The 19488-nt window shown below is 69.8% G+C and carries 17 protein-coding genes and 1 pseudogene; 3 read left to right on the forward strand and 15 right to left on the reverse strand.

What is annotated here, in order from left to right; translation table 11 throughout:
- Positions 1-53 precede the first annotated feature (53 nt).
- The 10 genes and pseudogenes from ACFWI9_RS26300 to ACFWI9_RS26345 form a co-directional block, all read right to left on the reverse strand.
- Entirely contained in the window at positions 54-389 is a 336-nt protein-coding gene (locus ACFWI9_RS26300) for an RNA polymerase-binding protein RbpA (protein WP_338675831.1), read from the reverse strand.
- A 118-nt stretch (positions 390-507) separates the two neighbouring features.
- Entirely contained in the window at positions 508-738 is a 231-nt protein-coding gene (secG, locus tag ACFWI9_RS26305) for a preprotein translocase subunit SecG (protein ID WP_338678195.1), read from the reverse strand.
- A gap of 151 nt (positions 739-889) precedes the next feature.
- Positions 890-1666 carry a triose-phosphate isomerase gene (gene tpiA, locus ACFWI9_RS26310; protein WP_387165569.1) on the reverse strand — a complete coding sequence of 259 codons (777 nt, stop codon included), beginning with the start codon at positions 1664-1666 and terminating at the stop codon, positions 890-892.
- 6 nt (positions 1667-1672) lie between these two features.
- Positions 1673-2884, reverse strand: a complete 1212-nt coding sequence (locus ACFWI9_RS26315) for a phosphoglycerate kinase (RefSeq protein WP_387165571.1) — start codon at positions 2882-2884, stop codon at positions 1673-1675.
- A 106-nt stretch (positions 2885-2990) separates the two neighbouring features.
- Entirely contained in the window at positions 2991-3995 is a 1005-nt protein-coding gene (gene gap, locus ACFWI9_RS26320) for a type I glyceraldehyde-3-phosphate dehydrogenase (protein WP_387165573.1), read from the reverse strand.
- 197 nt (positions 3996-4192) lie between these two features.
- Complete coding sequence (locus ACFWI9_RS26325; protein WP_387165575.1) at positions 4193-7132, reverse strand: M14 family zinc carboxypeptidase; 2940 nt, start codon at positions 7130-7132, stop codon at positions 4193-4195.
- Between the two features lie 285 nt (positions 7133-7417).
- Positions 7418-8407 (reverse strand): DNA-binding protein WhiA, encoded by a 990-nt coding sequence (whiA, locus tag ACFWI9_RS26330; protein ID WP_093653140.1) that lies wholly within the window; start codon positions 8405-8407, stop codon positions 7418-7420.
- Entirely contained in the window at positions 8398-9465 is a 1068-nt protein-coding gene (yvcK, locus tag ACFWI9_RS26335; RefSeq protein WP_387165577.1) for a uridine diphosphate-N-acetylglucosamine-binding protein YvcK, read from the reverse strand. The genes whiA and yvcK overlap by 10 nt, the downstream gene beginning before the upstream one ends.
- Positions 9462-10391: an RNase adapter RapZ gene (gene rapZ / locus ACFWI9_RS26340; RefSeq protein WP_387165579.1), complete on the reverse strand. Its 930-nt coding sequence runs from the start codon at positions 10389-10391 to the stop codon at positions 9462-9464. Before rapZ ends, yvcK begins: the two co-directional genes overlap by 4 nt.
- 41 nt (positions 10392-10432) lie before the next feature.
- Positions 10433-10999: pseudogene (locus ACFWI9_RS26345) on the reverse strand (helix-hairpin-helix domain-containing protein); the annotation flags it as partial.
- Between the two features lie 545 nt (positions 11000-11544).
- Here ACFWI9_RS26345 and ACFWI9_RS26350 point away from each other — a divergent pair.
- The gene (locus tag ACFWI9_RS26350; protein ID WP_387165581.1) at positions 11545-12069 is read left to right on the forward strand and encodes a hypothetical protein; all 525 of its coding nucleotides are present in this window, start codon (positions 11545-11547) and stop codon (positions 12067-12069) included.
- An 11-nt stretch (positions 12070-12080) separates the two neighbouring features.
- Here ACFWI9_RS26350 and ACFWI9_RS26355 read toward each other — a convergent pair whose 3' ends face one another.
- Positions 12081-12617, reverse strand: a complete 537-nt coding sequence (locus tag ACFWI9_RS26355; protein ID WP_387165583.1) for a hypothetical protein — start codon at positions 12615-12617, stop codon at positions 12081-12083.
- On the opposite strand from ACFWI9_RS26355, the gene ACFWI9_RS26360 reads away from it, so the two are divergent.
- Together ACFWI9_RS26360 and ACFWI9_RS26365 are read left to right on the forward strand one after the other, a co-directional pair.
- Positions 12611-12886, forward strand: a complete 276-nt coding sequence (locus tag ACFWI9_RS26360) for a CbrC family protein (protein ID WP_387165585.1) — start codon at positions 12611-12613, stop codon at positions 12884-12886. The genes ACFWI9_RS26355 and ACFWI9_RS26360 overlap by 7 nt on opposite strands.
- 283 nt (positions 12887-13169) lie before the next feature.
- Complete coding sequence (locus ACFWI9_RS26365) at positions 13170-13688, forward strand: DUF1990 domain-containing protein (RefSeq protein ID WP_387165587.1); 519 nt, start codon at positions 13170-13172, stop codon at positions 13686-13688.
- A gap of 278 nt (positions 13689-13966) precedes the next feature.
- On the opposite strand, the gene ACFWI9_RS26370 is transcribed toward ACFWI9_RS26365, so the two are convergent.
- From ACFWI9_RS26370 to ACFWI9_RS26385, 4 genes are all read right to left on the reverse strand, one after another.
- A complete protein-coding gene (locus ACFWI9_RS26370; protein ID WP_387165589.1) occupies positions 13967-16831 on the reverse strand; it encodes a type 2 lanthipeptide synthetase LanM family protein in 2865 nt (954 codons plus the stop codon).
- A 101-nt stretch (positions 16832-16932) separates the two neighbouring features.
- Positions 16933-17133, reverse strand: coding sequence for a DUF6229 family protein (locus ACFWI9_RS26375; RefSeq protein WP_387165591.1), 201 nt, complete (start codon positions 17131-17133; stop codon positions 16933-16935).
- A gap of 851 nt (positions 17134-17984) precedes the next feature.
- Positions 17985-18368 (reverse strand): Zn-ribbon domain-containing OB-fold protein, encoded by a 384-nt coding sequence (locus ACFWI9_RS26380; RefSeq protein ID WP_387165593.1) that lies wholly within the window; start codon positions 18366-18368, stop codon positions 17985-17987.
- 132 nt (positions 18369-18500) lie between these two features.
- Positions 18501-19184, reverse strand: a complete 684-nt coding sequence (locus ACFWI9_RS26385; RefSeq protein ID WP_387165595.1) for a TetR family transcriptional regulator — start codon at positions 19182-19184, stop codon at positions 18501-18503.
- Between the last annotated feature and the right edge of the window lie 304 nt (positions 19185-19488).

A 19488-nucleotide genomic window follows, 5' to 3' on the forward strand; every position in this document is an offset into this window, starting at 1 on the left:
CCGTGGTTACCTGAAAAAGCCGGGCCCGCTGTCAGTCGTGGAGCGCCGGCCGCTCAGATCTCGCCCCGGAGCTTGGCGAGCGCCTCGGCGAGGATCGCCTCGCCGTCCGCGTCGCTGCGCCGCTCACGTACGTACGCCAGGTGCGTCTTGTAGGGCTCGGTACGCGGCGGGTCCGGCGGGTTGTCCCGGTCCTGGCCGGCCGGGAACCCGCAGCGCGGGCAGTCCCAGTGCTCCGGAACCTGTGCGTCGCTGGCGAAGCTCGGCTGCGTCTCGTGCCCGTTCGAGCACCAGAAGGAGATGCGGAGACGCGGCGCGGATTCTCCCCGCTCAGCCTCCCCCATCGGCCCCGCTCCGACCCGGCTTCCCCGGATCGCGTTGCCACTTGCCACGGTTGTAACTCCCTGCGTGATGGTGCTCGAGGATGCCCCAGTCTACGTAAGGTCCAACGCGCGTCCAGTGATTGGAGTTACACCCCCACCCCAGGCGACGGCGCGCGCCCGATGTGCTTCAGCTGTCCAGCTTCATCAGCAGACCAAGCACGACAATGCACGCGAACCACATCAGACCGACCACGACGGTGATGCGGTCGAGGTTGCGCTCGGCGACCGAGGAGCCACCGACGGACGACTGCATACCGCCACCGAACATGTCGGAGAGGCCGCCGCCCTTCCCCTTGTGCATCAGCACCAGCAGCATCAGCAGCAGGCTGAAGACGATCAGGGCGATCGAGAACCCCATAATCACGGCTGGACCAACTTCCTCGGACAGGACACGACTGGACAGGAACACAAAGCAACTGATCAAACCCGGTGGCTGATCAAGGAACCGGGGGCCGGACCCCAGGGCCCGGCCCCCGCAAGGGTACGACGGGATCGCCGCTACGGCCTACTCACTGGTCGCGGAAACGGACGATCCTGACGAACTCGTCCGCGTCCAGTGCCGCGCCGCCCACCAGGGCGCCGTCAACATCGGGCTGCGCCATGATCGCGGCGACGTTCCCGGCCTTCACCGAGCCGCCGTACTGGATACGGACCTTGCCGGCCACGTCCTGGTCGTACAGCTCCGCCAGTCGGCCGCGGATCGCGGCGCAGACCTCCTGCGCGTCCTCGGGGGTCGCGACCTCGCCGGTGCCGATGGCCCACACCGGCTCGTAGGCGATCACGATCGTCTCGGCCTGCCCGGCCGGAATGTCCGCGAGGCCGCCGTCGAGTTGCTTCAGCGTGTACTCGACCTGCTGTCCGGCCTTGCGGATGTCCAGGCCCTCGCCGACGCAGAGGATCGGGGTCAGGCCGTGCTTGAAGGCGGCCTTCACCTTGGCGTTGCAGAGCTCGTCGGACTCGCCGTGGTACTGGCGGCGCTCGGAGTGGCCGACTGCGACGTAGGCGCACTTCAGCTTGGCGAGCATGGGACCCGAGATCTCGCCGGTGTAGGCGCCGGAGTCATGCGCCGAGATGTCCTGGGCGCCGTACTTGATCTTCAGCTTGTCACCGTCCACCAGTGTCTGCACGGAGCGCAGATCGGTGAAGGGCGCCAGTACGGCCACCTCGACGGCGTCGTAGTCCTTGTCCGCGAGGGCGAACGCGAGCTTCTGGACATGGGCGATGGCCTCGAGGTGGTTGAGGTTCATCTTCCAGTTGCCCGCCATCAGCGGGGTGCGGGTGCTCATCGGTGATCAGTCCTCCAGTGCGGCGAGGCCGGGAAGCGTCTTGCCTTCGAGGTACTCGAGGCTCGCACCGCCGCCGGTCGAAATGTGGCCGAAAGCGTTCTCGTCGAAGCCGAGGGTACGTACGGCGGCGGCCGAGTCACCGCCGCCGACGACCGTGAATGCCTTGCTGTCGACGAGCGCCTGGGCGATGGCACGGCAGCCGCCCGCGTAGTCGGGGTGCTCGAAGACACCCACCGGGCCGTTCCAGAAGACGGTCTCGGCGTCGGCGATCTTCGACGCGTACAGCTCGCGGGTCCTGGGGCCGATGTCCAGACCCTCCTTGTCGGAGGGGATCTTGTCGGCGTCGACGACGTCGTAGTCGGCCGGGGCCTTGGTCTTCAGGTCGGGGAACTCCGAGGCGGCGAGCACATCGACCGGCAGCACCAGCTCGACACCGCTCTTCTCGGCGCGCTCCATGTACTCGGTGACCACCGGGATCTGGTCCTCCTGAAGGAGGGAGATACCGACCTCGTACCCCTTGGCCTTCAGGAAGGTGTACGCCATACCGCCGCCGATCAGCAGACGGTCCGCCTTGCCGAGGAGCTGGTCGATGACGGCGAGCTTGTCGGAGACCTTGGCACCGCCGAGCACCACGACGTAGGGGCGCCGGACATCGTCGGTGAGCTTCTTCAGGACGCCCACCTCGGTGGCGATCAGATAGCCGGCGGCGTGCGGCAGCCGGGCCGGGAGATCGAAGACCGAGGCGTGCTTGCGGTGCACGGCTCCGAAACCGTCGCCGACGTAGACGTCGGCCAGGGCGGCGAGCTGCTCGGCGAAGGCGGCGCGCTCTGCGTCGTCCTTGGACGTCTCACCGGCGTTGAAGCGCAGGTTCTCGATCACGGCGACCCGGCCGTCGGCGAGGCCGTCCACCGTCGCACGGGCCGACTCACCGACCGTGTCGGTCGCGAAGGCGACATCGGTCCCGAGCAGCTGCCCGAGGCGCGCGGCGGCCGGGGCGAGCGAGAAGGCCGGGTCGGGGGCACCCTTGGGGCGTCCGAGGTGGGAGGCGACGACCACCCGGGCACCCGCGTCCGCGAGGGCCTTCACGGTGGGCAGCACGGCGCGGATACGACCGTCGTCGGTGATGGTGGTGCCGTCGAGCGGCACATTGAGATCGGCGCGGACGAAGACCCGCTTGCCGGTGACTCCTTCGGCGAGGAGTTCGTCGATCGTCTTCATGCTGTGATGACTCCTAGAGAGGGCGGGAACACGCTACAGGGCCCGGCCAGCGCTTCTTCGCGCTGGTCGGGCCCTGCGAGCTCATCGGTGTGCTACCTGCCGCGGATCAGAGCTGGTTGCCGACGAACACGGTCAGGTCGACAAGGCGGTTGGAATAGCCCCACTCGTTGTCGTACCAACCGACGATCTTGATCTGCTTGCCCTGGGACATGGTGAGCTTCGAGTCGAAGGTGCAGGAGGCCGGCCAGTTGACGATGTCCGAGGAGACGATCGGGTCCTCGGTGTACTCCAGGATGCCCTTGAGCTCGCCTTCGGCGGCCTTCTGGAAGGCGGTGTTGATCTCGTCCCTGGTGACCTCCCGCTCGAGCTCCACGACGAGGTCGGTGACGGAGCCGGTCGGGACGGGGACGCGCATGGCGATACCGTCCAGCTTGCCCTTGAGTTGCGGCAGCACCAGGGCGGTGGCCTTGGCGGCACCGGTGGAGGTCGGGATGATGTTCTCCGCTGCGGCGCGGGCGCGGCGCAGGTCCTTGTGCGGGAAGTCCAGGATCCGCTGGTCGTTGGTGTAGGCGTGGACGGTGGTCATCAGGCCCTTGACGACGCCGAAGTTCTCGTCCAGGACCTTGGCCATCGGGGCCACGCAGTTGGTGGTGCAGGACGCGTTGGAGATGACGTGGTGGTTGGCCGCGTCGTACCTGTCCTGGTTGACGCCCATGACGATGGTGATGTCCTCGTCGGAGGCAGGGGCCGAGATCAGGACCTTCTTGGCGCCGCCGGCGATGTGCTTCTCGGCGTCGGCCTTCTTGGTGAAGATGCCGGTCGACTCGATGACGATGTCGACGCCGAGCTCACCCCAGGGGATGTCGGCGGGGTTGCGCTCGGAGAGCACCTTGATCGTGTGTCCGTCGACCGTGATCGTGTCGGCGGTGTGGGTGACCTCCGCCTTGAGCCGGCCGAGGATGGTGTCGTACTTCAGCAGGTGGGCCGTGGTCGCGGTGTCTCCCAGGTCGTTGACAGCCACGATCTCGATGTCAGCACCCTGCTCCAGCAGCGCGCGGAAGTAGTTACGACCGATGCGGCCGAAGCCGTTGATGCCTACGCGGATCGTCACGAACCGATCTCCTCGTGAGGTACGCCGGGTTTCAGCGCCCGGCGAGCATGTATAGGGATGTCCCCGACCGCCTACGACCCTACCTCCCCGGCGGACCTTGCAGTGACATCGGCCACGGAGCGGAAGCGAGACGGCGGCCCGTACCGACCAGTAAGATGCGGGCCGCCGTTCCCGGACGGGGGTTTGACCACCGTGTGTCAGCGGTGCAGTGCTCTCAGTGCCTTCCCTGTGAGTCGGGCGCGGGCAGCGGGATCGGTGACGTGCTCGAGCCCGAAGCCCAGCAGGACGGTGTCGCGGGTGGTGACGGCCGCGTAGGAGGCGAACAGCTCGCCCGTGCGCGCCCAGTCGCCCTCGACCACCGGACTGCCCTCGGGTGCACCGGGGGTGGTCCAGTTGCCGAGCGAGGCCTCGAAGCCCTCGCTGTCCCGCTCGGTGCCGCCGATGACCAGGGCGGCGTCGTCGGCGAAGACTCCGCGTCCGCCGCTGCCCGGGTCGGTGATGGAGCTGAGGGACAGCTCGACCGTCTTGCCCGCGTAGGCGCTCAGGTCGAACGTGACCTGCTTCCAGCCGCCCGAGGAGCCGGTGAAGCTGTTCCACTGGCCGCTGCTGCCGCTCGCGGTGCAGCCTCCGGCGTCAAGGGTGAGGTAGTGGCGCAGGAAGGGGTGGCCGTTCATGAAGAACCCGGCCCCGCACTCCTCGGGGACGGTGGTGTGCGTCAGCCCGTTCGCCTCGGGCAGGGTCGTCCAGTCGTCGGCGCCCGCCGTGTGGGCTTCGAGCACGGCGTGGTCGTAACCCGGCTCGGTGTTCCAGCTGAGGGCGAGCTTCAGCCGCGGCTGATCGGCCGCGGTGACCCCGGTGAGGTCGACGGTGCGACTCAGGCGCTTCCAGTCGTTGTCGTGGTGGGTGGCCGAGGCCATCCCCTGGCCCGCGTACGGGGCGTAAGGATTGGTCACGCCGCTGTACCGGCCCGCCTGCGCGCTCGCGAACTGTGGGAAGTCGGCGGCGGGCAGGGTGTCTGATGTGACCGTGTACAGCCCGGCCGCGTTCAGCGGATTGTCCGCTGCCGCGCCGAGCGCGCCCGTGGTTCCGAGCAGGCCCCCCGCGCCGGTGAAGCCGGTGGCGGTGGAGGCGGAGGAGCGTCCGTAGGCCCCCAGGTAGTACTGGCTGAAGTCGTTGGTCGACGCCCTGCCGACCTGGGCGTTGCCGCCGGCCAGTTCACCGGCCTCGATCAGCTTGCCGCCCTCGTTGATGAAGTCGCGCAGGGCCAGCTGGGTGGGGCCGCCGGGTGCCTGGGCACCGGTGTAGTGGACGGCGGTGGCGAAGTGGCCGAGTACACCGAGCGGATGCGGGGCGCCTTGGGTGGCCACGTCCCAGACGACGGCCTTGCGGCCGTTCGCCTTCAACGCGTCCACGTACACCTGCGCGTGCTTGGCGGGCGCGCCCTCTTCGGCGATCACGATCGTGTCGGCCTTGGGCCGGGGCGCGATGGTGTAGGTGAAGTGCTCACTGGAAGTGGGCTTTCCGGCGCGGGTCTCGCCGGTGAACCAGACCTCGACCTTGTCACCGACATCGCCGTCCATGACCTTGGCCCGGTACTCGTCGAAGCGGATGTTGTCCTCGCCGCCGTACGTCTCGCCGCCCTTCCACGGCCGCAGGGCCATGTCGTACGTACGCCCGCCGTTGACGCGGTACTTGAGCTCCTTGTCGCGGACCGACTTGCGTACGGTGACGGCGACCTCCTGGTTGCCGCCTCGTGCGTAGGAGGTGGTGAACGGGTCGATGGTGAAGTCCGCCGCCGTGAGGCCGACCGGCGAGGACGGCTGGTCGGGGTGGGCGGAAGTCTCGGCGACGGAGAGTGCGAAGTCGATGTTCTTGGCGAACTCCGCCTGGATCAGCTTCTCGTCATCGGGGAAGTTGAAGCCGGACTGGCAGTCCTGGGCCTTCCAGGCGTCGTCCGGGTCGATATTCGAGACGGTCTGACAGGTACTCATCTCCGGGGTGAACATCATGATCCCGTTGACGTTGGCCGCGTGGCCGTCGGCCTCACCGTTGGTGGTGTAGAGCTCGGACGAGACCTGCGGGTAGTAGCCCGGGACGGCGGAGTTGCCCGGTGTACCGGCGAGTGCGGTGTAGAGGACGTCGTCGGGGGTCGGGGTCGCCACCTGCCAGCCGACTCCGTACAGCAGCAGTTCGGCGGCGGAGTGGTAGTTGATTCCGTAGGCGAATCCGATGCGCTTCTGGAAGCGGTCGAGCGCGAGGGTCTCGGGCTCGGACGAGGCACTGGTGCCGCGGTAGGTCTCGCTGGCGGGGTTGGGGGACGAGCCCTCGTTGTCGTACCCCCACTTGTAGGCGAAGTTCCGGTTGAGGTCGACGCCGTCACCGGTGGTGATCTTGCCGTCCCCGTTGTTGTCCCGGAGGTTCTTGCGCCAGAGGCGGTTGGCCGGCGAGGCATGGGTGTGGTCGTAGCCGTCGGGGTTCGCGGAGAGCAGGAACCACACCTCGGTGGTGTTCAGGATCTTCGTGATACGGGGGTCCTTGCCGTAGCCCGCCAGGTAGTGGTGCATCAGCCGGCGGGTCATCTCCGGGGTGATCCACTCGCGGGCGTGCTGGTTGGACATGTACAGCGTGGCGGGTTTGGCGCCGTCGGCATACCTCTTGGCGCCCTTGGTGACCTTGAGGGCGAGGATGTCCTGGCCCCGCACGGTCTTGCCGATGCTCTCGACCTTGGTGATGGAGGGGTGGGCCGCGGCGGCGGCGATGATCTCCTCCTTGATGCCGCCTTCGCCGCCGTAGGGGCGGAACACGCCGTCGCCCGCGGCGGCGAGGCGCCGGGCAGCCGCCTTGGACACGGTGTGCTGAGTGAGGTCGATGCGCTGGGCTCGCAGCTCCCTGGCCTGCTCATCGGTGAGGTACAGCTCAACGGTAGCGGTGCCCTTGTCGGGCACCTGGGCGGTCAGTTCATGCCCGTCGGCACCGGCCGCGAGGAGCAGCGGCACTTGTGCCTTGGTGACTTTCGCTTGCCAAACCGACAGTCCGTCACCGGCCGCGCCGTTGTCGGCTTGGGCGAGTGGTGCGGCTGCCAGTCCCGCGATCAGGAGGGAGGTCGCGGCCAGGATCGATCTCGTGCGTCGTCTCATTGGCCCCTCTTGCTTTCGTCTGTGGCGAAAGAAAACAGATGCCAGGCTCATGACTGTTCATGATCATGTCAAGAAGGCGGGGGGTCCAGCGACACGCCGCTGCCGGCGTCCCAAAGGGGCGCCGGCAGCGGGAAATTCACTCGTTGAGCGTAAGGGCGGGGAGGGTGAGGGCCGCTCAGTCGTCCGCCGATGGAAGCGTCAGGGCGAACGAGAGCACCCATGCCCACACGGAAGTAAAGGCCGTACGGGTGACAGTCGACGCCGACGTCCGGACTGGCGCGGACATCAGCCGACGAGTCCGTCGGCCATCTCCTCCGTCAGATTCGACTCCGTACCCGGGATACCCAGATCCTGCGCGCGCTTGTCGGCCATCGCCAGCAGGCGGCGGATACGCCCCGCCACCGCGTCCTTGGTCAGCGGCGGATCGGCGAGGGCCCCGAGCTCCTCCAGGGACGCCTGCTTGTGCTCCATACGCAGCCTGCCCGCCGCGGCGAGGTGCTCGGGCACCTCCTCGCCGAGGATCTCCAGCGCACGCTGCACCCGGGCACCCGCGGCCACCGCCGCGCGGGCCGAGCGGCGGAGGTTGGCGTCATCGAAGTTGGCGAGGCGGTTGGCGGTGGCGCGGACCTCGCGGCGCATCCGCCGCTCCTCCCAGGCCAGCACCGACTCATGGGCGCCGAGCCGGGTCAGCAGCGCGCCGATCGCGTCACCGTCACGGACCACCACCCGGTCGACCCCTCGCACCTCGCGCGCCTTCGCCGCGATGGACAGCCGGCGGGCGGCGCCCACCAGCGCCAGCGCGGCCTCCGGGCCCGGGCAGGTCACCTCGAGGGACGACGAGCGGCCGGGCTCGGTCAGCGAGCCGTGCGCCAGGAAGGCTCCGCGCCAGGCCGCCTCCGCGTCACAGGTAGCGCCGGACACCACCTGCGGGGGCAGCCCGCGGATGGGGCGGCCCCGGCCGTCCACCAGACCGGTCTGGCGGGCCAGTTGGTCACCGCCCGCCACCACCCGTACGACATAGCGCGAGCCGCGCCGGAGCCCTCCGGGAGCCATCACCACCAGGTCGGACGAGTGCCCGAAGATCTCCAGAATGTCCTTGCGGAGTCTGCGCGCCGCGATCCCCGTGTCCAGCTCCGCTTCGATCACGATGCGCCCGCTCACCAGGTGCAGCCCGCCGGCGAACCGAAGGATCGCCGAGACCTCCGCCTTCCTGCAGCAGGTCCGGGTGACGGGAAGCCGGGAGATTTCGTCCTTCACCGCTGCCGTCATCGCCATGGGCCGATCCTTCCATGCATCCGAAAAATACGGTCGTACGCGGCGGCCAGCAGCTCTGGGTCATGCCGCGCCGTGCCGGCCCCTGAGCCTTCCTCGGCCTGGGCGGCACTCACGCGCAACGCCACCGGAGCCAGCTCGACCGCGGCACCGAGCCGCTTCGCCGCATCGGCGAGGGACTCGCGGTCGGGCACGGCCGCCTCGTCGGCCAGCACCACGTCCAGGGCGAGTTTAGGGGCGTGTCGTGCCAAAACCTCCACATGACGCTGCGGGGAGAAGCCTTCCGTTTCTCCCGGCTGCGGCGCCAGATTGAGGGAGAGGACACGGCGCGCCTTGGTCTCCACCAGCGCGTCGAGCAGCTCGGGCACCAGCAGGTGCGGGATCACCGAGGAGAACCACGAACCGGGCCCCAGCACCACCCAATCGGCGTCGAGTACAGCCTCGACGGCCTCCGGAACGGCCGGTGGATCGTGCGGCACGAGGTGCACGGACTGCACCTCACCCGGAGTGAGCGCCACCGTCGCCTGCCCCCGGACGGTGGTGATCTCGTCCGGCCGCAGCGGATCATGTCCCCTGACCAGCGCCTGGAGTTCCAGCGGCACCGCGGACATGGGTAGCACCCGGCCGTGGGCACCGAGCAGCCGACCGACCAGGTCCAGTGCCTGCACATGATCGCCGAGCTGCTCCCAGAGGGCGACGATCAGCAGATTGCCGACCGCGTGTTCGTGCAGTTCGCCCTGCGACTGGAAACGGTGCTGGATGACCCTGGCCCAGGTCTGCCCCCAGTCGTCGTCACCGCACAGCGCCGCCAGCGCCTTGCGGAGGTCGCCGGGGGGCAGCACGCCCAGTTCCTTGCGGAGCCGGCCACTGGAGCCGCCGTCGTCGGCGACCGTGACGACGGCGGTGAGGTCGCCGGTGATCCGGCGCAGGGCTGCGAGCGACGCGGACAGACCCATCCCGCCGCCGAGCGCGACGACCTTGGGCTGGGTGCCGCGCCTGCGGCCGGATCCCGGGGCGTCGGTGCCCCGCAGCCGACGCAGCCGGAGTGTGCGTCCGGTCACTCGCGCCCCATGTCACGGTGGACGACGACGGTCTCGATGCCCTCGGAGCCGAGGCGCGCGGCGAGCTTCTCCGACATGGCCACGGAGCGGTGCTTGCCTCCGGTGCAGCCGACGGCGATGGTCACATACCGCTTGCCTTCACGGCGGTAGCCCGCCGCGATGAGCTGGAGCAGCTCGGTGTACTGGTTCAGGAACTCCTTGGCGCCCGGCTGGTCGAAGACATAACCGGACACCTCCTCGTTGAGTCCGGTGAACGGGCGCAGCTCCGGCACCCAGTGCGGGTTGGGCAGGAAGCGGCAGTCCACCACGAGGTCCGCGTCAACCGGCAGCCCGTACTTGTAGCCGAACGACATCACGGTGGCCCGCAGCTCCGGTTCCTCGTCCCCCGCGAACTGGGCGTCCATCTTGGCGCGCAGCTCGTGGACGTTGAGGCTGGAGGTGTCGATCACCAGGTCGGCGTCCCCGCGCAGCTCCCGCAGCAGGTCTCGCTCGGCGGCGATACCGTCCACGATCCGGCCGTCGCCCTGGAGCGGGTGCGGTCGGCGCACGGACTCGAAGCGTCGTACCAGGGCCTCGTCGGACGACTCCAGGAAGACGATCCGACGAGTGACCTGCTTGGAGTCGAGGTCCGCGAGCGACTCGCGAAGATTGTCGAAGAACCGCCGGCCGCGGACGTCCACGACGACGGCGATACGCGCCACATTGCCCTGGGACCGTGCGCCGAGCTCCACCATGGTGGGGATCAGCGCGGGAGGCAGGTTGTCGACGACGAACCAGCCGAGGTCCTCCAGGCACTTGGCCGCGGTGCTGCGGCCCGCGCCCGACATACCGGAGATGATCACCAGCTCGGGGATGGCCGCTTCCGCGGCCGGCCCGGCTTCGGGGGTCGTTCCCGTACTCACGTCTCCTGCTCCGTGTTCTTCCATGCGGTCTGCACGGTTCGTGCGCCCGGTGCTGTCCTGCCCGCTCATTCCGTGCCGGCCTCGTTCTCGGTCGTGCGCTGTGTCGGTGTTCCGCCGTCCGGTGTCCCGTCCGCCGGTGTCCCGCGGTCCGATCTGCCAGCGCCGGATATTTCCGGGCCGGGAATTCCGTGATCCGGAATCACGCGGTCCGGCGTTGCGTGGTCCTCCTCCTCAATGATCTCTCCTGTCGCCGTGTTCACGGCGGGCGCGGCCGGAGCCGCTTCGGAGAGCGCGAGGAAGACGGACGCCGCCGTCTTGCGGCCCATTCCCGGCACCTCGCAGATCTGCTCGATTGTCGCCTGCCGCAGGCGTTTCACCGAGCCGAAATGCTTGATCAGCGCCTGTTTCCGGGTTTCACCGAGACCGGGCACGGCGTCCAGGGGGCTGGTACGCAGCCGCTTGCCGCGCTTGACTCGCTGGTAGCGGATCGCGAAGTCATGAGCGGTGTCGCGGACGCGCTGGATGAGATAGAGCCCCTCACTGGAGCGCGGCAGCACCACCGGATCGTCTTCGTCCGGCAGCCAGATCTCCTCCATGCGCTTGGCGATGCCGCAGACCGCGACATCGTCGAGGGGGGGGGGGGGGCGGCCGGGCCGGGGGGGGGGGGCGCCGGGGGCGCGGGGGGGGGGGCGGGCGGCGCCTGCGCCCCCGCCGCGCGCCCCCACGCGCCGCCCCCCCCCCCCGGGCTCGCGGCGCCAGCCTGAATTCCGCCGCCTGCGCCGACTCGACACCACTGGCGCCAAGGAGCGCCCCACCACGGTGTGCGCCCTGGCCGACGTGAGGGGCATAGCCGATGCCGATGGTCGCGCTCGGGAGGTCCGGGTCGATCGGCGCCGGGGCGGGGTTCCAGACGTGCTCAGGTCGACGTCGCTTCGCAGCGGCGGAGTGTGAAGAGGGCAGCCGCCGCGAGTAGGCAGGCCGATCCCGTGACCCAGAGAGGCACGGAGAGTTCCGTTACCGTCGGTGGCCTGTCGCTGGGCAGTCCCGCAGTGCTGAGGACCATCCCCATACCACCGAGCATCGTCAGCTCGCCCTCTACCGCCTTGTCGCGTCGGCCTCTGAAACGTGGTCGGCGGCTCTCCTCGCGCTGTGCGCCGGATGCCTGGGTGCGGCGCTCATGGCGGAGCAGTACGCGCACCGGAAGCGATCGACCCTCCTGTGCACCGCCGTCCTCGCGGCGGTCGTCACGGTCGGGGAGACGATCGTGGCACTGGGAGGCCACCCGGGCACCACCGTCCGCGTCCTGGCCGCGATCGCCGTGGCGCAGATGTACCTCGTCTCGGCGATCCGCAAAAGCCGATCGTTGCCGTTCCGGTCCGGTCAGGTGCTCTTGGACGAAATCATCCTGTCGTGTTTCCAAGCGGCGGCGGGCAACCCCGACTTCATCCGGCTCATCTCACCGCGCAGGCTGTCACGGGCTATCACCACCGGTCTGGCGCAGAAATGCTGCGCCTGGCTCGCCAAGCTGACGATCGTCGCCGAGATCGCGCTGGGCGTAGGGGCGCTGGGACTGCTTCCGGCAACAGCGGTGTTCGCGCTCGCCGCGGTCACCCATACTTCGTTCGCGGCGCTGTGCCCACGGCGTATCACCGCGTTCAGCATCAGCGCGCTGGCCCTGGTGGCCCTGGCCATCGGTTGGTGACAAGGGGCGCTTCAGCCCTTCTCCGCACGGCGGAGAGCGTCGGAGATCAGGCGGGTGGCGAAGTCATTGTCCTCGGTGAGGCGATTGATGTGATCCGCGAGCAGGAAGGTCGTGGCCTCAAGGGGAGTCAGCTCCTCCTTGGTCCAGTATCCGTACTGCTTGCGCCAGAGATTGGGGCTCAGGTCGGTGCCCGCGGCGACGACCAGGCCGACCATGGTGGGGATGACCTCTGCGGGAAAGCTCCGGGGCATCATGCGCATCGAGGCCACGAGGCTGGGGATCACATACTCGATGGGATCCCTGTCGTGGTCCTCGTACGCCGTCCGCAACCACCGCATGTACATGTAGATGAGCGTGCACGACCCGTCCAGCAGGTCATCGATCCCGTCCGGGCCCAGTGAAGCGGCGTATTGGTCGATCAACTGCTGCTGTTCGGGGTCGGTCTCGTCCTTTTCGTCGTAGATGGCCCTGAGCCGAGAGTCGATCATCATGAGCGCCGCACCCACGTCACCAGCGGGAGCATGCTGGGGGTCACAGGACGATGCCACGGGTTCCTCCTCGGGTGACCGCAGTGAGCAACGCGGCGTGTACGTACAGTAGACCTGGGGCGGGGCGCGGGTCAGGCGAATGCCGGCAAGGGAGAATTCACGGTGTTCCACCGGTTGCGCCGGCGGCCATCACCAAGCGCACGCCCGGCTTCTCCGGATGGCAGCAGGAACGCCGGCTGATCCACTGCGGTGACGGTGCTGCATTCCTCGGAACCGCGGGAGCCGATGAGCTCGGGCGATACCCCGGGGCCCCGGCGTCACTTCGGTAGGACCTCACCGGCATGGCATGGACTCAGGCCCACGTCGAGCAGTACCTCGGCGCCCTGCCCAAGGACGGTCAGCCGACCGCCTACCTGTTCAGGTGCCGTTTGTGCGGAACCCACTCGCGTACACGGACGCCGCGTAGGCGACCCGGTCGCGGTTCGCCGGCGACGCACTCTACGGGGCCGCCGCCCTGTACGGCTCCGGCAGCACCAGCGTGCAGGGCGGTAGCCGCCACGGGGCGGTACCCGGGACGAGCGAGCCCCGGGTACCGCCCTAGTCTTGTGTCCCATGCCCGAGGCACCCTTCACTTACGAGCCGGTCGGCGCGACTCGCGACGACCTGGCGTTCTGCCCGCCCGGCTTCCACCCGACGTACGGGCGCACCCGTCTCGGTGAGGGCACTGAGGTCTTCCGCCGCGCGGCCGACGCCGTCCTCACCTGGGAGATGCACCGCGCCATGGGCGTCCGCATAGACGCCACCGCCGCACGCGCGACCCCCGGCGTGGACCTCACCGTCACCCTCGGCGGGCTGATCAAGGCGCCGTGCCGCATTGTGTGGGCGGTGGAGGAAGCCCGCCGAGCCGGCTGGGCCTCCGGCACCCTCGCGGGTCACCCCGAATGCGGTGAGGAAGCCTTCCTCGTCGACCGTACGGGTGATGGCACCGTCTGGCTGACGGTGGCCGCGTTCAGTCGCGCCCAGAAGTGGTACGCACGCGCGGGCGGGGCCGCGACGCGCGGGTTGCAGCACGCGTACGCGCGCAGGTGCGGGGCCACGCTGCGAAAGCTGTGCGCGGGGGGCGAGGAGTAGGCCGTGTTTCAGGAATCCCGCCTCGGCAACATCCCTCTCGGACGTACCACATGCGGATGATTTCCGAGGCGTGCCCGAGGCATCGGGAGGCCTGGGCGCATCACAGTGCGAGCCCGTGCTCACCGTGCCGCGTCGCGCGGGCGCGGCTGTCACGGGCCCGCCGCCGAAGTCGAGGGCACAACCTATAGGGCGGGGAGTCGGCCGGATGTCGGGGCGGGCGGCGGCTGCGGCCGTTCCCGCCCGCCGGCAGGACTTTCGTACCAGGGGTGAACGGGCCTTCAGTCGAGCAGCAGCGGATCGGGGAGAGCGGACTCCGGGTGCATCCGCAGCAGGGTGTGCACGACGCCCGCCAGGCCGGACATCAGACTGGGCGAGAACGCCTCGCGGGCCAGGCCCCCGACCGGGCCCCGCTGTTCGAGACCGGTGAGGATCTCGGCGTCCAGGTCGGCACGATCGGCGAAGTCGAGGGCGCTGAGCAACTCCCAGGAGCCCAGGTCGCCGTGGCACAGGGTGTGGCTCCAGCCGAAGCCCTCCGCGGCGCAGGCGTGCGCGGCGCGCCGCGCCATGTCGAGGCGTGCGGTTTCGCCGGTACGGCGGTGGAGGTCGAGCATCCCGATGCCGATGCCCGCGCTGCCGTGGCACCAGCTGGTGAAGAAGTCCTCCTCGGCTCCGATCCGCACGTCCAGCCAGTTTCCGTACTCAGGCCGGTACAGAGACTCCTGGTAGGCGAAGGCCAGTTCGGCGAGGTGGGACCACTCGCGCCGGTCGGCGGCGGAACCGGCGCCTCCGAGGGCGAGCCGCGCCAGTGACCAGCCGATGCCCGTGGCGCCGTGCGCGAAGCCGCCGATGCCCTCCGGGTTGAGCCGGGTCGTCCAGCGGGCGCCGCTGGCATCGACGGTGGCCAGACCGGCGAGCCGGCGGCCGATGTGCGCGGCGGCGTCCAGCCAGCGGCCCTGCCCGGTCGCCGCGGCCAGGCCGAGCAGCGGGACGATGCCGCCTGCCGCGCCGTTGAGGAGGTCCACCTCCACGTCGTCCTCGACCAGCGGGCTGTCCACCAGGAGCTGGGCCCGGTCGGCGGCGCGCTCCAGCATCTGTCGTCCGCCGAGCACGCGGTGCAGAGCCAGCCACGTCCACACCTGTGAAGCGGCACCGCTGAACGCCCCGGCGGACGGTGTGGGCGTGTGGTCCTCGGTGCCGATCAGCACACGCAAGGCGCCCTCGTAGGTCTCGGCGACGCCGGGCACCTCGTCGGCCCGCCCGGCCCGCACCTCGGCCAGATACTCGGCGAGGGTCAGTGCCACGCCGCCCTGCCCGGTGTAGAGATCGGCGGGCAGCACTCTGATGGACCAGCCGGCAGGGGTGAAGACGGGGCTGATCCAGGTGGCCGTACCGTCCTCGCCGCGCACCGCCCCGTCGCACAGCCGCCGTACCATCCGCGCGGCCAGGTCACGCCGACGCCGCTCCCGGTCCCGGGCGTGCGGGTGCCAGGCGGGGGCTCGTACCCGGCCCGGCAGGGTGCGTTCGTTGAGGTAGGCGCCGACCAGCGCGTCCTGGATGACCGACTCCTCGAATGCCAGGTCGGCGGAGCGCCAGTCCTCGACCGTGGCGTGCACGGCGTCCGTGTCCACGGTGAAGGTGCACATCGGCACGTCTCCGGCCAGGAGTTCCGTGATCTCGCCGTCGATGGCCGCCCGGTCGCGGGGCGCGCCGGGCAGTACGTCGGCGTTGCGCCGCAGGATGTCCCGGGCGCGTTCGACAGCGACTGGCTCGTCGTGCAGGGACGCGGGGTGCCACAGCATGCGGCCGATGTCGACGTACGCCTGCGTGGGACGCAGGATCCGCCGCGCCTGGGCGCCCTCGAAGCGGCGCAGCAGCCGGTACGGGTCGGTGCCGGGACGGCGCAGATGCGCGGTCATCTCACGGAAGCCGGCCAGGATCCGGTCCCAGTACGTGCTCAGTACCGGGGTGGGGCTGGGGTGGTTGCCCGCGACGGGCATCGCGACGAGGTCCACCTGGAAGCGGGCCGCGCCGGTGCCGCCGTCGGCGATCACCGGGTGGGGAATGAGCGGCTGCTGGCCGGGGAGCGCGCCGAGTCCGGAGATGTCGACTCCCCCGAGTGCGAAGCCGGTGCCGCGCACGGGCAGCAGGCCGGTGCGCAGGACGGTGCGCCGGATGGCGGCGGCCGCCGCGTCCACCGCGTCGCCCCGGCCGCTGGGTGGGAAGGGGGCGGGGGCGTCGAAGAGCGTCTCGGCGTCCACGATGACCGGTACCGGTCCGGCCGCGATCATATTCTCGGCATGCATGTCGGTGCCGCCGGTGAGGCGGAGGACGGCCAGCCAGTGGCCTACGTTGCGGTAGAACGCGGTCAGTTCCGCGTCGCCGGCGCAGTAGCGGTGGGCCACGAACTCCGCCCAGCCGTAGCCGTCGCGGTCCAGGACGCGCGGCACCCGGATGCGTTCGCGTGGTGCCGGGGACGCGGGGAAGTCCGCGTAGATGTCGTCGAGTAGCTCGCCGAGCGCGATGTCGGCCCGGGATGGGCGGGGTTTGTACATGACGGTCCCGCCGGTGAGATCGACCCGGCTGACGGTCAGGCCACCGCGGTGGCTGTCGCCTGCGCCGAAGGCGAGCGCCCGCAGGCGGCCGGGGGGCGCGCCCAGCAGCGGAGCGAGCAGTTCACGGTCCGCGGCGAACCTTTCGGCGAAGGTGGCCGTGGCTTCGACGGAGAGCCGCGCCACCGAGGTGACGCGCCGGACGAGGGTCGGATACCGCTCGGCGGCCAGCCGGTCGAGATAGGCGTCCTCACTCGCCATTTCGATGAACGTGTCCCAGGTCCGCCCGGTCCCCTGGGCGGTGGGGCTCTGGCCGGCGGCCATGCGCAGGGCGTGCAGTTCGATGAGGAAGAGCCGCGCAAGCTTCGCGTGCAGGGACCTGAGCAGGGCGGTGTGGCCGGCTTCCAGGAGGGTGTTCCGCTCGTCCGGGTGCAGTGTGCCCACGGCGGCCAGCCGCCGGGCCAGATCCTCACGCCAGGGACGGGCGATGGACCGCACGGGCCCGTCGAACCACTCGGTCTCATCCCGGCCTTCGGGCTCGAACGCCGCCGGTTCCTCCGGCTTCTCCGGCCGCTCCGATATCGATCCGCTCACCGTACGCCGTCTCCCTCTCCGCCGCGCGTGCGCCCCGGGAGGCGCCTGGACATAGCGAGGGAACCGCGCCGACGAGCGCGCGGTTCCCCGTGATCACGGTGTCAGCAGCACCAGCTGCCGCGTGAGCCGCTCGGGCTGGAGCAGAAGCCGTAGAGGGAGTCACTCGGGTCGGTGAGGGCGGCCTCGGCGGCGGAGCCGCCGACATAGAGCGGACCGGCCGGGTTCGACAGGCCGTACGCGGTGTCGGCACCGGTCAGCCACGCTTCGAGCACGGCCGCGGTGTGCACACTGGTCTGGGGCATGGATGGCCTCCTGACGTTGGGTTCGGGCGGATTGCCCAGCCCCGAGTATCACCGGGTTCGAACACCTGTCAGATGGCGAATCCGGCCACAGTCGTGTGATGTCGATGGTGCGTAGCGGCACCCGTGAGGCAGTCGGATCTCGGTGACGGATGACCGGCCGGGGGCCGTGGACGCCGACGCCGTGCAGCGAGTGTCCCTTCCGGTTCCACGCCGCCGTTCCTGGATACCGGCCTGGCGGGAAATGAGCCGGCGAAGCGGACCGATCCGGTCCGCCATCGCCTGACGGCTTTCGGCTGAAGGTAGGCCAGGTGGCGCCGTCCGGTGGCAGGTTCGTGGCCGACCGGCTCGTGGTGCACCCGGGCGCGGTGTGGAGGTCGGCCCACCTGGGCGGGTGGGGCCGAGGGTGTTCCGCACTCGCGCGCCGTCGTTCCGGCCGTCGCCCCAGCGGGCTCCGGGATGGCGCCGACGGCTCTGACGGGCGTACGGCTGACGGAGGCGTTCCGCTCGGTCGCGCTGGCCGAAACCGACACTCCGCCGACGAGGCAGGGGTCGCCACCACGGCGTTGATCAAGGGCTCGGTGGGACGCGGTCAACGGATTCCCCCACGATCCTTACCGTGTGGGTCCGTTCACGCCGCCATGGGAGCCGTGATCGCACCTGCCTCGACGGACCGCAAGCCGGTCCCGGTGACACGTCCGCCGGCATCACACATACGCCCCGGCCGGGTCAGCGGACCATGTGCCGGGGCATACGTGTGCCGCCAGGCGGGTGGCGAAGCCGCATACCGTCCGCGGCCGGGCGGTGGCCACGTCCGGGGACTCGTCCGACACGGCGGCGCGGTCAGGCGCTGATCAGTAGCGGTCCGCGCGGCCGCCCGGCTCGCAGACCTCGAACACCGCTTCCCCGGCTTCCATGTCCCACCCGGCCGCGGGGCGCACCGGGGCTCCCACCCACACGAGATGCGGGTCGACTCCGATGACCCGGCAGCGGAACATGAAGCCTTCGGGGAAGCGGATCAGTGACTCGTTGCGCGCCACGGCGGTGTTGCGGTGGACGACGCTGGTACGGACGACGGTGCCGAGTCCCTCGCTCTGCTCGGCGTCCAGGTCGCTAGAGGCACAGACCGGACACAGCAGTCGCCGGAATGAGGCCGTGCCGCACCATCGGCATCGCTGGTAGGTCAGTGCGGGCTCCGGGCGCACCGCCGTCGCGGTGCCGGATTCTTGCTTCAACACGTCTCGACTCCCTGCCGTCGGCCGGAATGTGCACCGTCGTCGCAGCGGCGCGAGGGCACCGTATGGCACTGAGTGCCGCATAGTAAAGATACCGAGTGCCACTGCTTCCTAGCCGAGAGGTAAAAGCGCTGGTCAGCGACCGCCAAGCGCCTCTTCCATTTGCTGGACCACCCGCCACATCGGGGTGCCCCGACGGGTGACCAGCACGACGACATCACCCTCCCCCGGGCTCACCGCGACACCGCCGGCGTCGTCCGCACGGTCCGCGCCCCAGACGTCCATCACGAGGCGCAGTGCGTGGTCCATGGCGGCTTCGGCGTCCCCTTCCCCGCCCGAACGCAGCCAGGATCGCAGCGCATTGTTGTGTGCCGCGACCACAGCGGCCGCGATCACATCGGCTCGCAGCGCACCATCATCGGATTCCGCACAGCGCCGACGCAGGTATCCGGCCATCGTGCGCTCGTAACGCCGGACCACCGACAGTTCGTATGTCCGCAGCCCGGGCACTTCCTTGGTCAGCCGATAGCGCCGCACGGAGAACTCGGGATCGGCCGCGTACATCCGCAGCACCAGCCTGGCCGCGTCACAGACCCTGGCCACGGGATCGCCCTCGTCCCCCGCCGCGGTCAGAAACGCGGTCACATCGGCGAGACAACGCTCGTGGTCCGGGAAGACCGCGTCCTCCTTGGAGGGGAAGTACCGGAAGAACGAGCGCCGCCCGACCCCGGCTCGAGCCACGATGTCGTCGACCGTGGTCTGCTCGTACCCGCGCTCCATGAACAGCTGGAACGCCGCCTCGGCAAGCACTTCCCGCATGGGCACCTTGGCCTGCGGGGCCGTGGCGGCGTTTCCGGCGGTCCCGGCGGTCCCGGCGGTCGTTCCGCCGGCTCGTCTGCGCACCTCGGTCATGCGGGGAACCTAACACCGGATCGTCATTTTGGCACTGAGTACCTTTACTGTGGGAACTGAGTGCCATAGGCTCGCCCCCGGCGACCATGCGCCACCAGCGGAACCAGTCAGCCAGTCAGTAGGAGAGCCGGCGTGAGCTTGAGGATCGTTGTCTGTGTGAAGTACGTGCCCGATGCCACTGGCGACCGGCACTTCGCGGATGATCTGACCG

The sequence above is a fragment of the Streptomyces sp. NPDC127084 genome, assembly GCF_042724175.1.
Classification (GTDB): domain Bacteria; phylum Actinomycetota; class Actinomycetes; order Streptomycetales; family Streptomycetaceae; genus Streptomyces.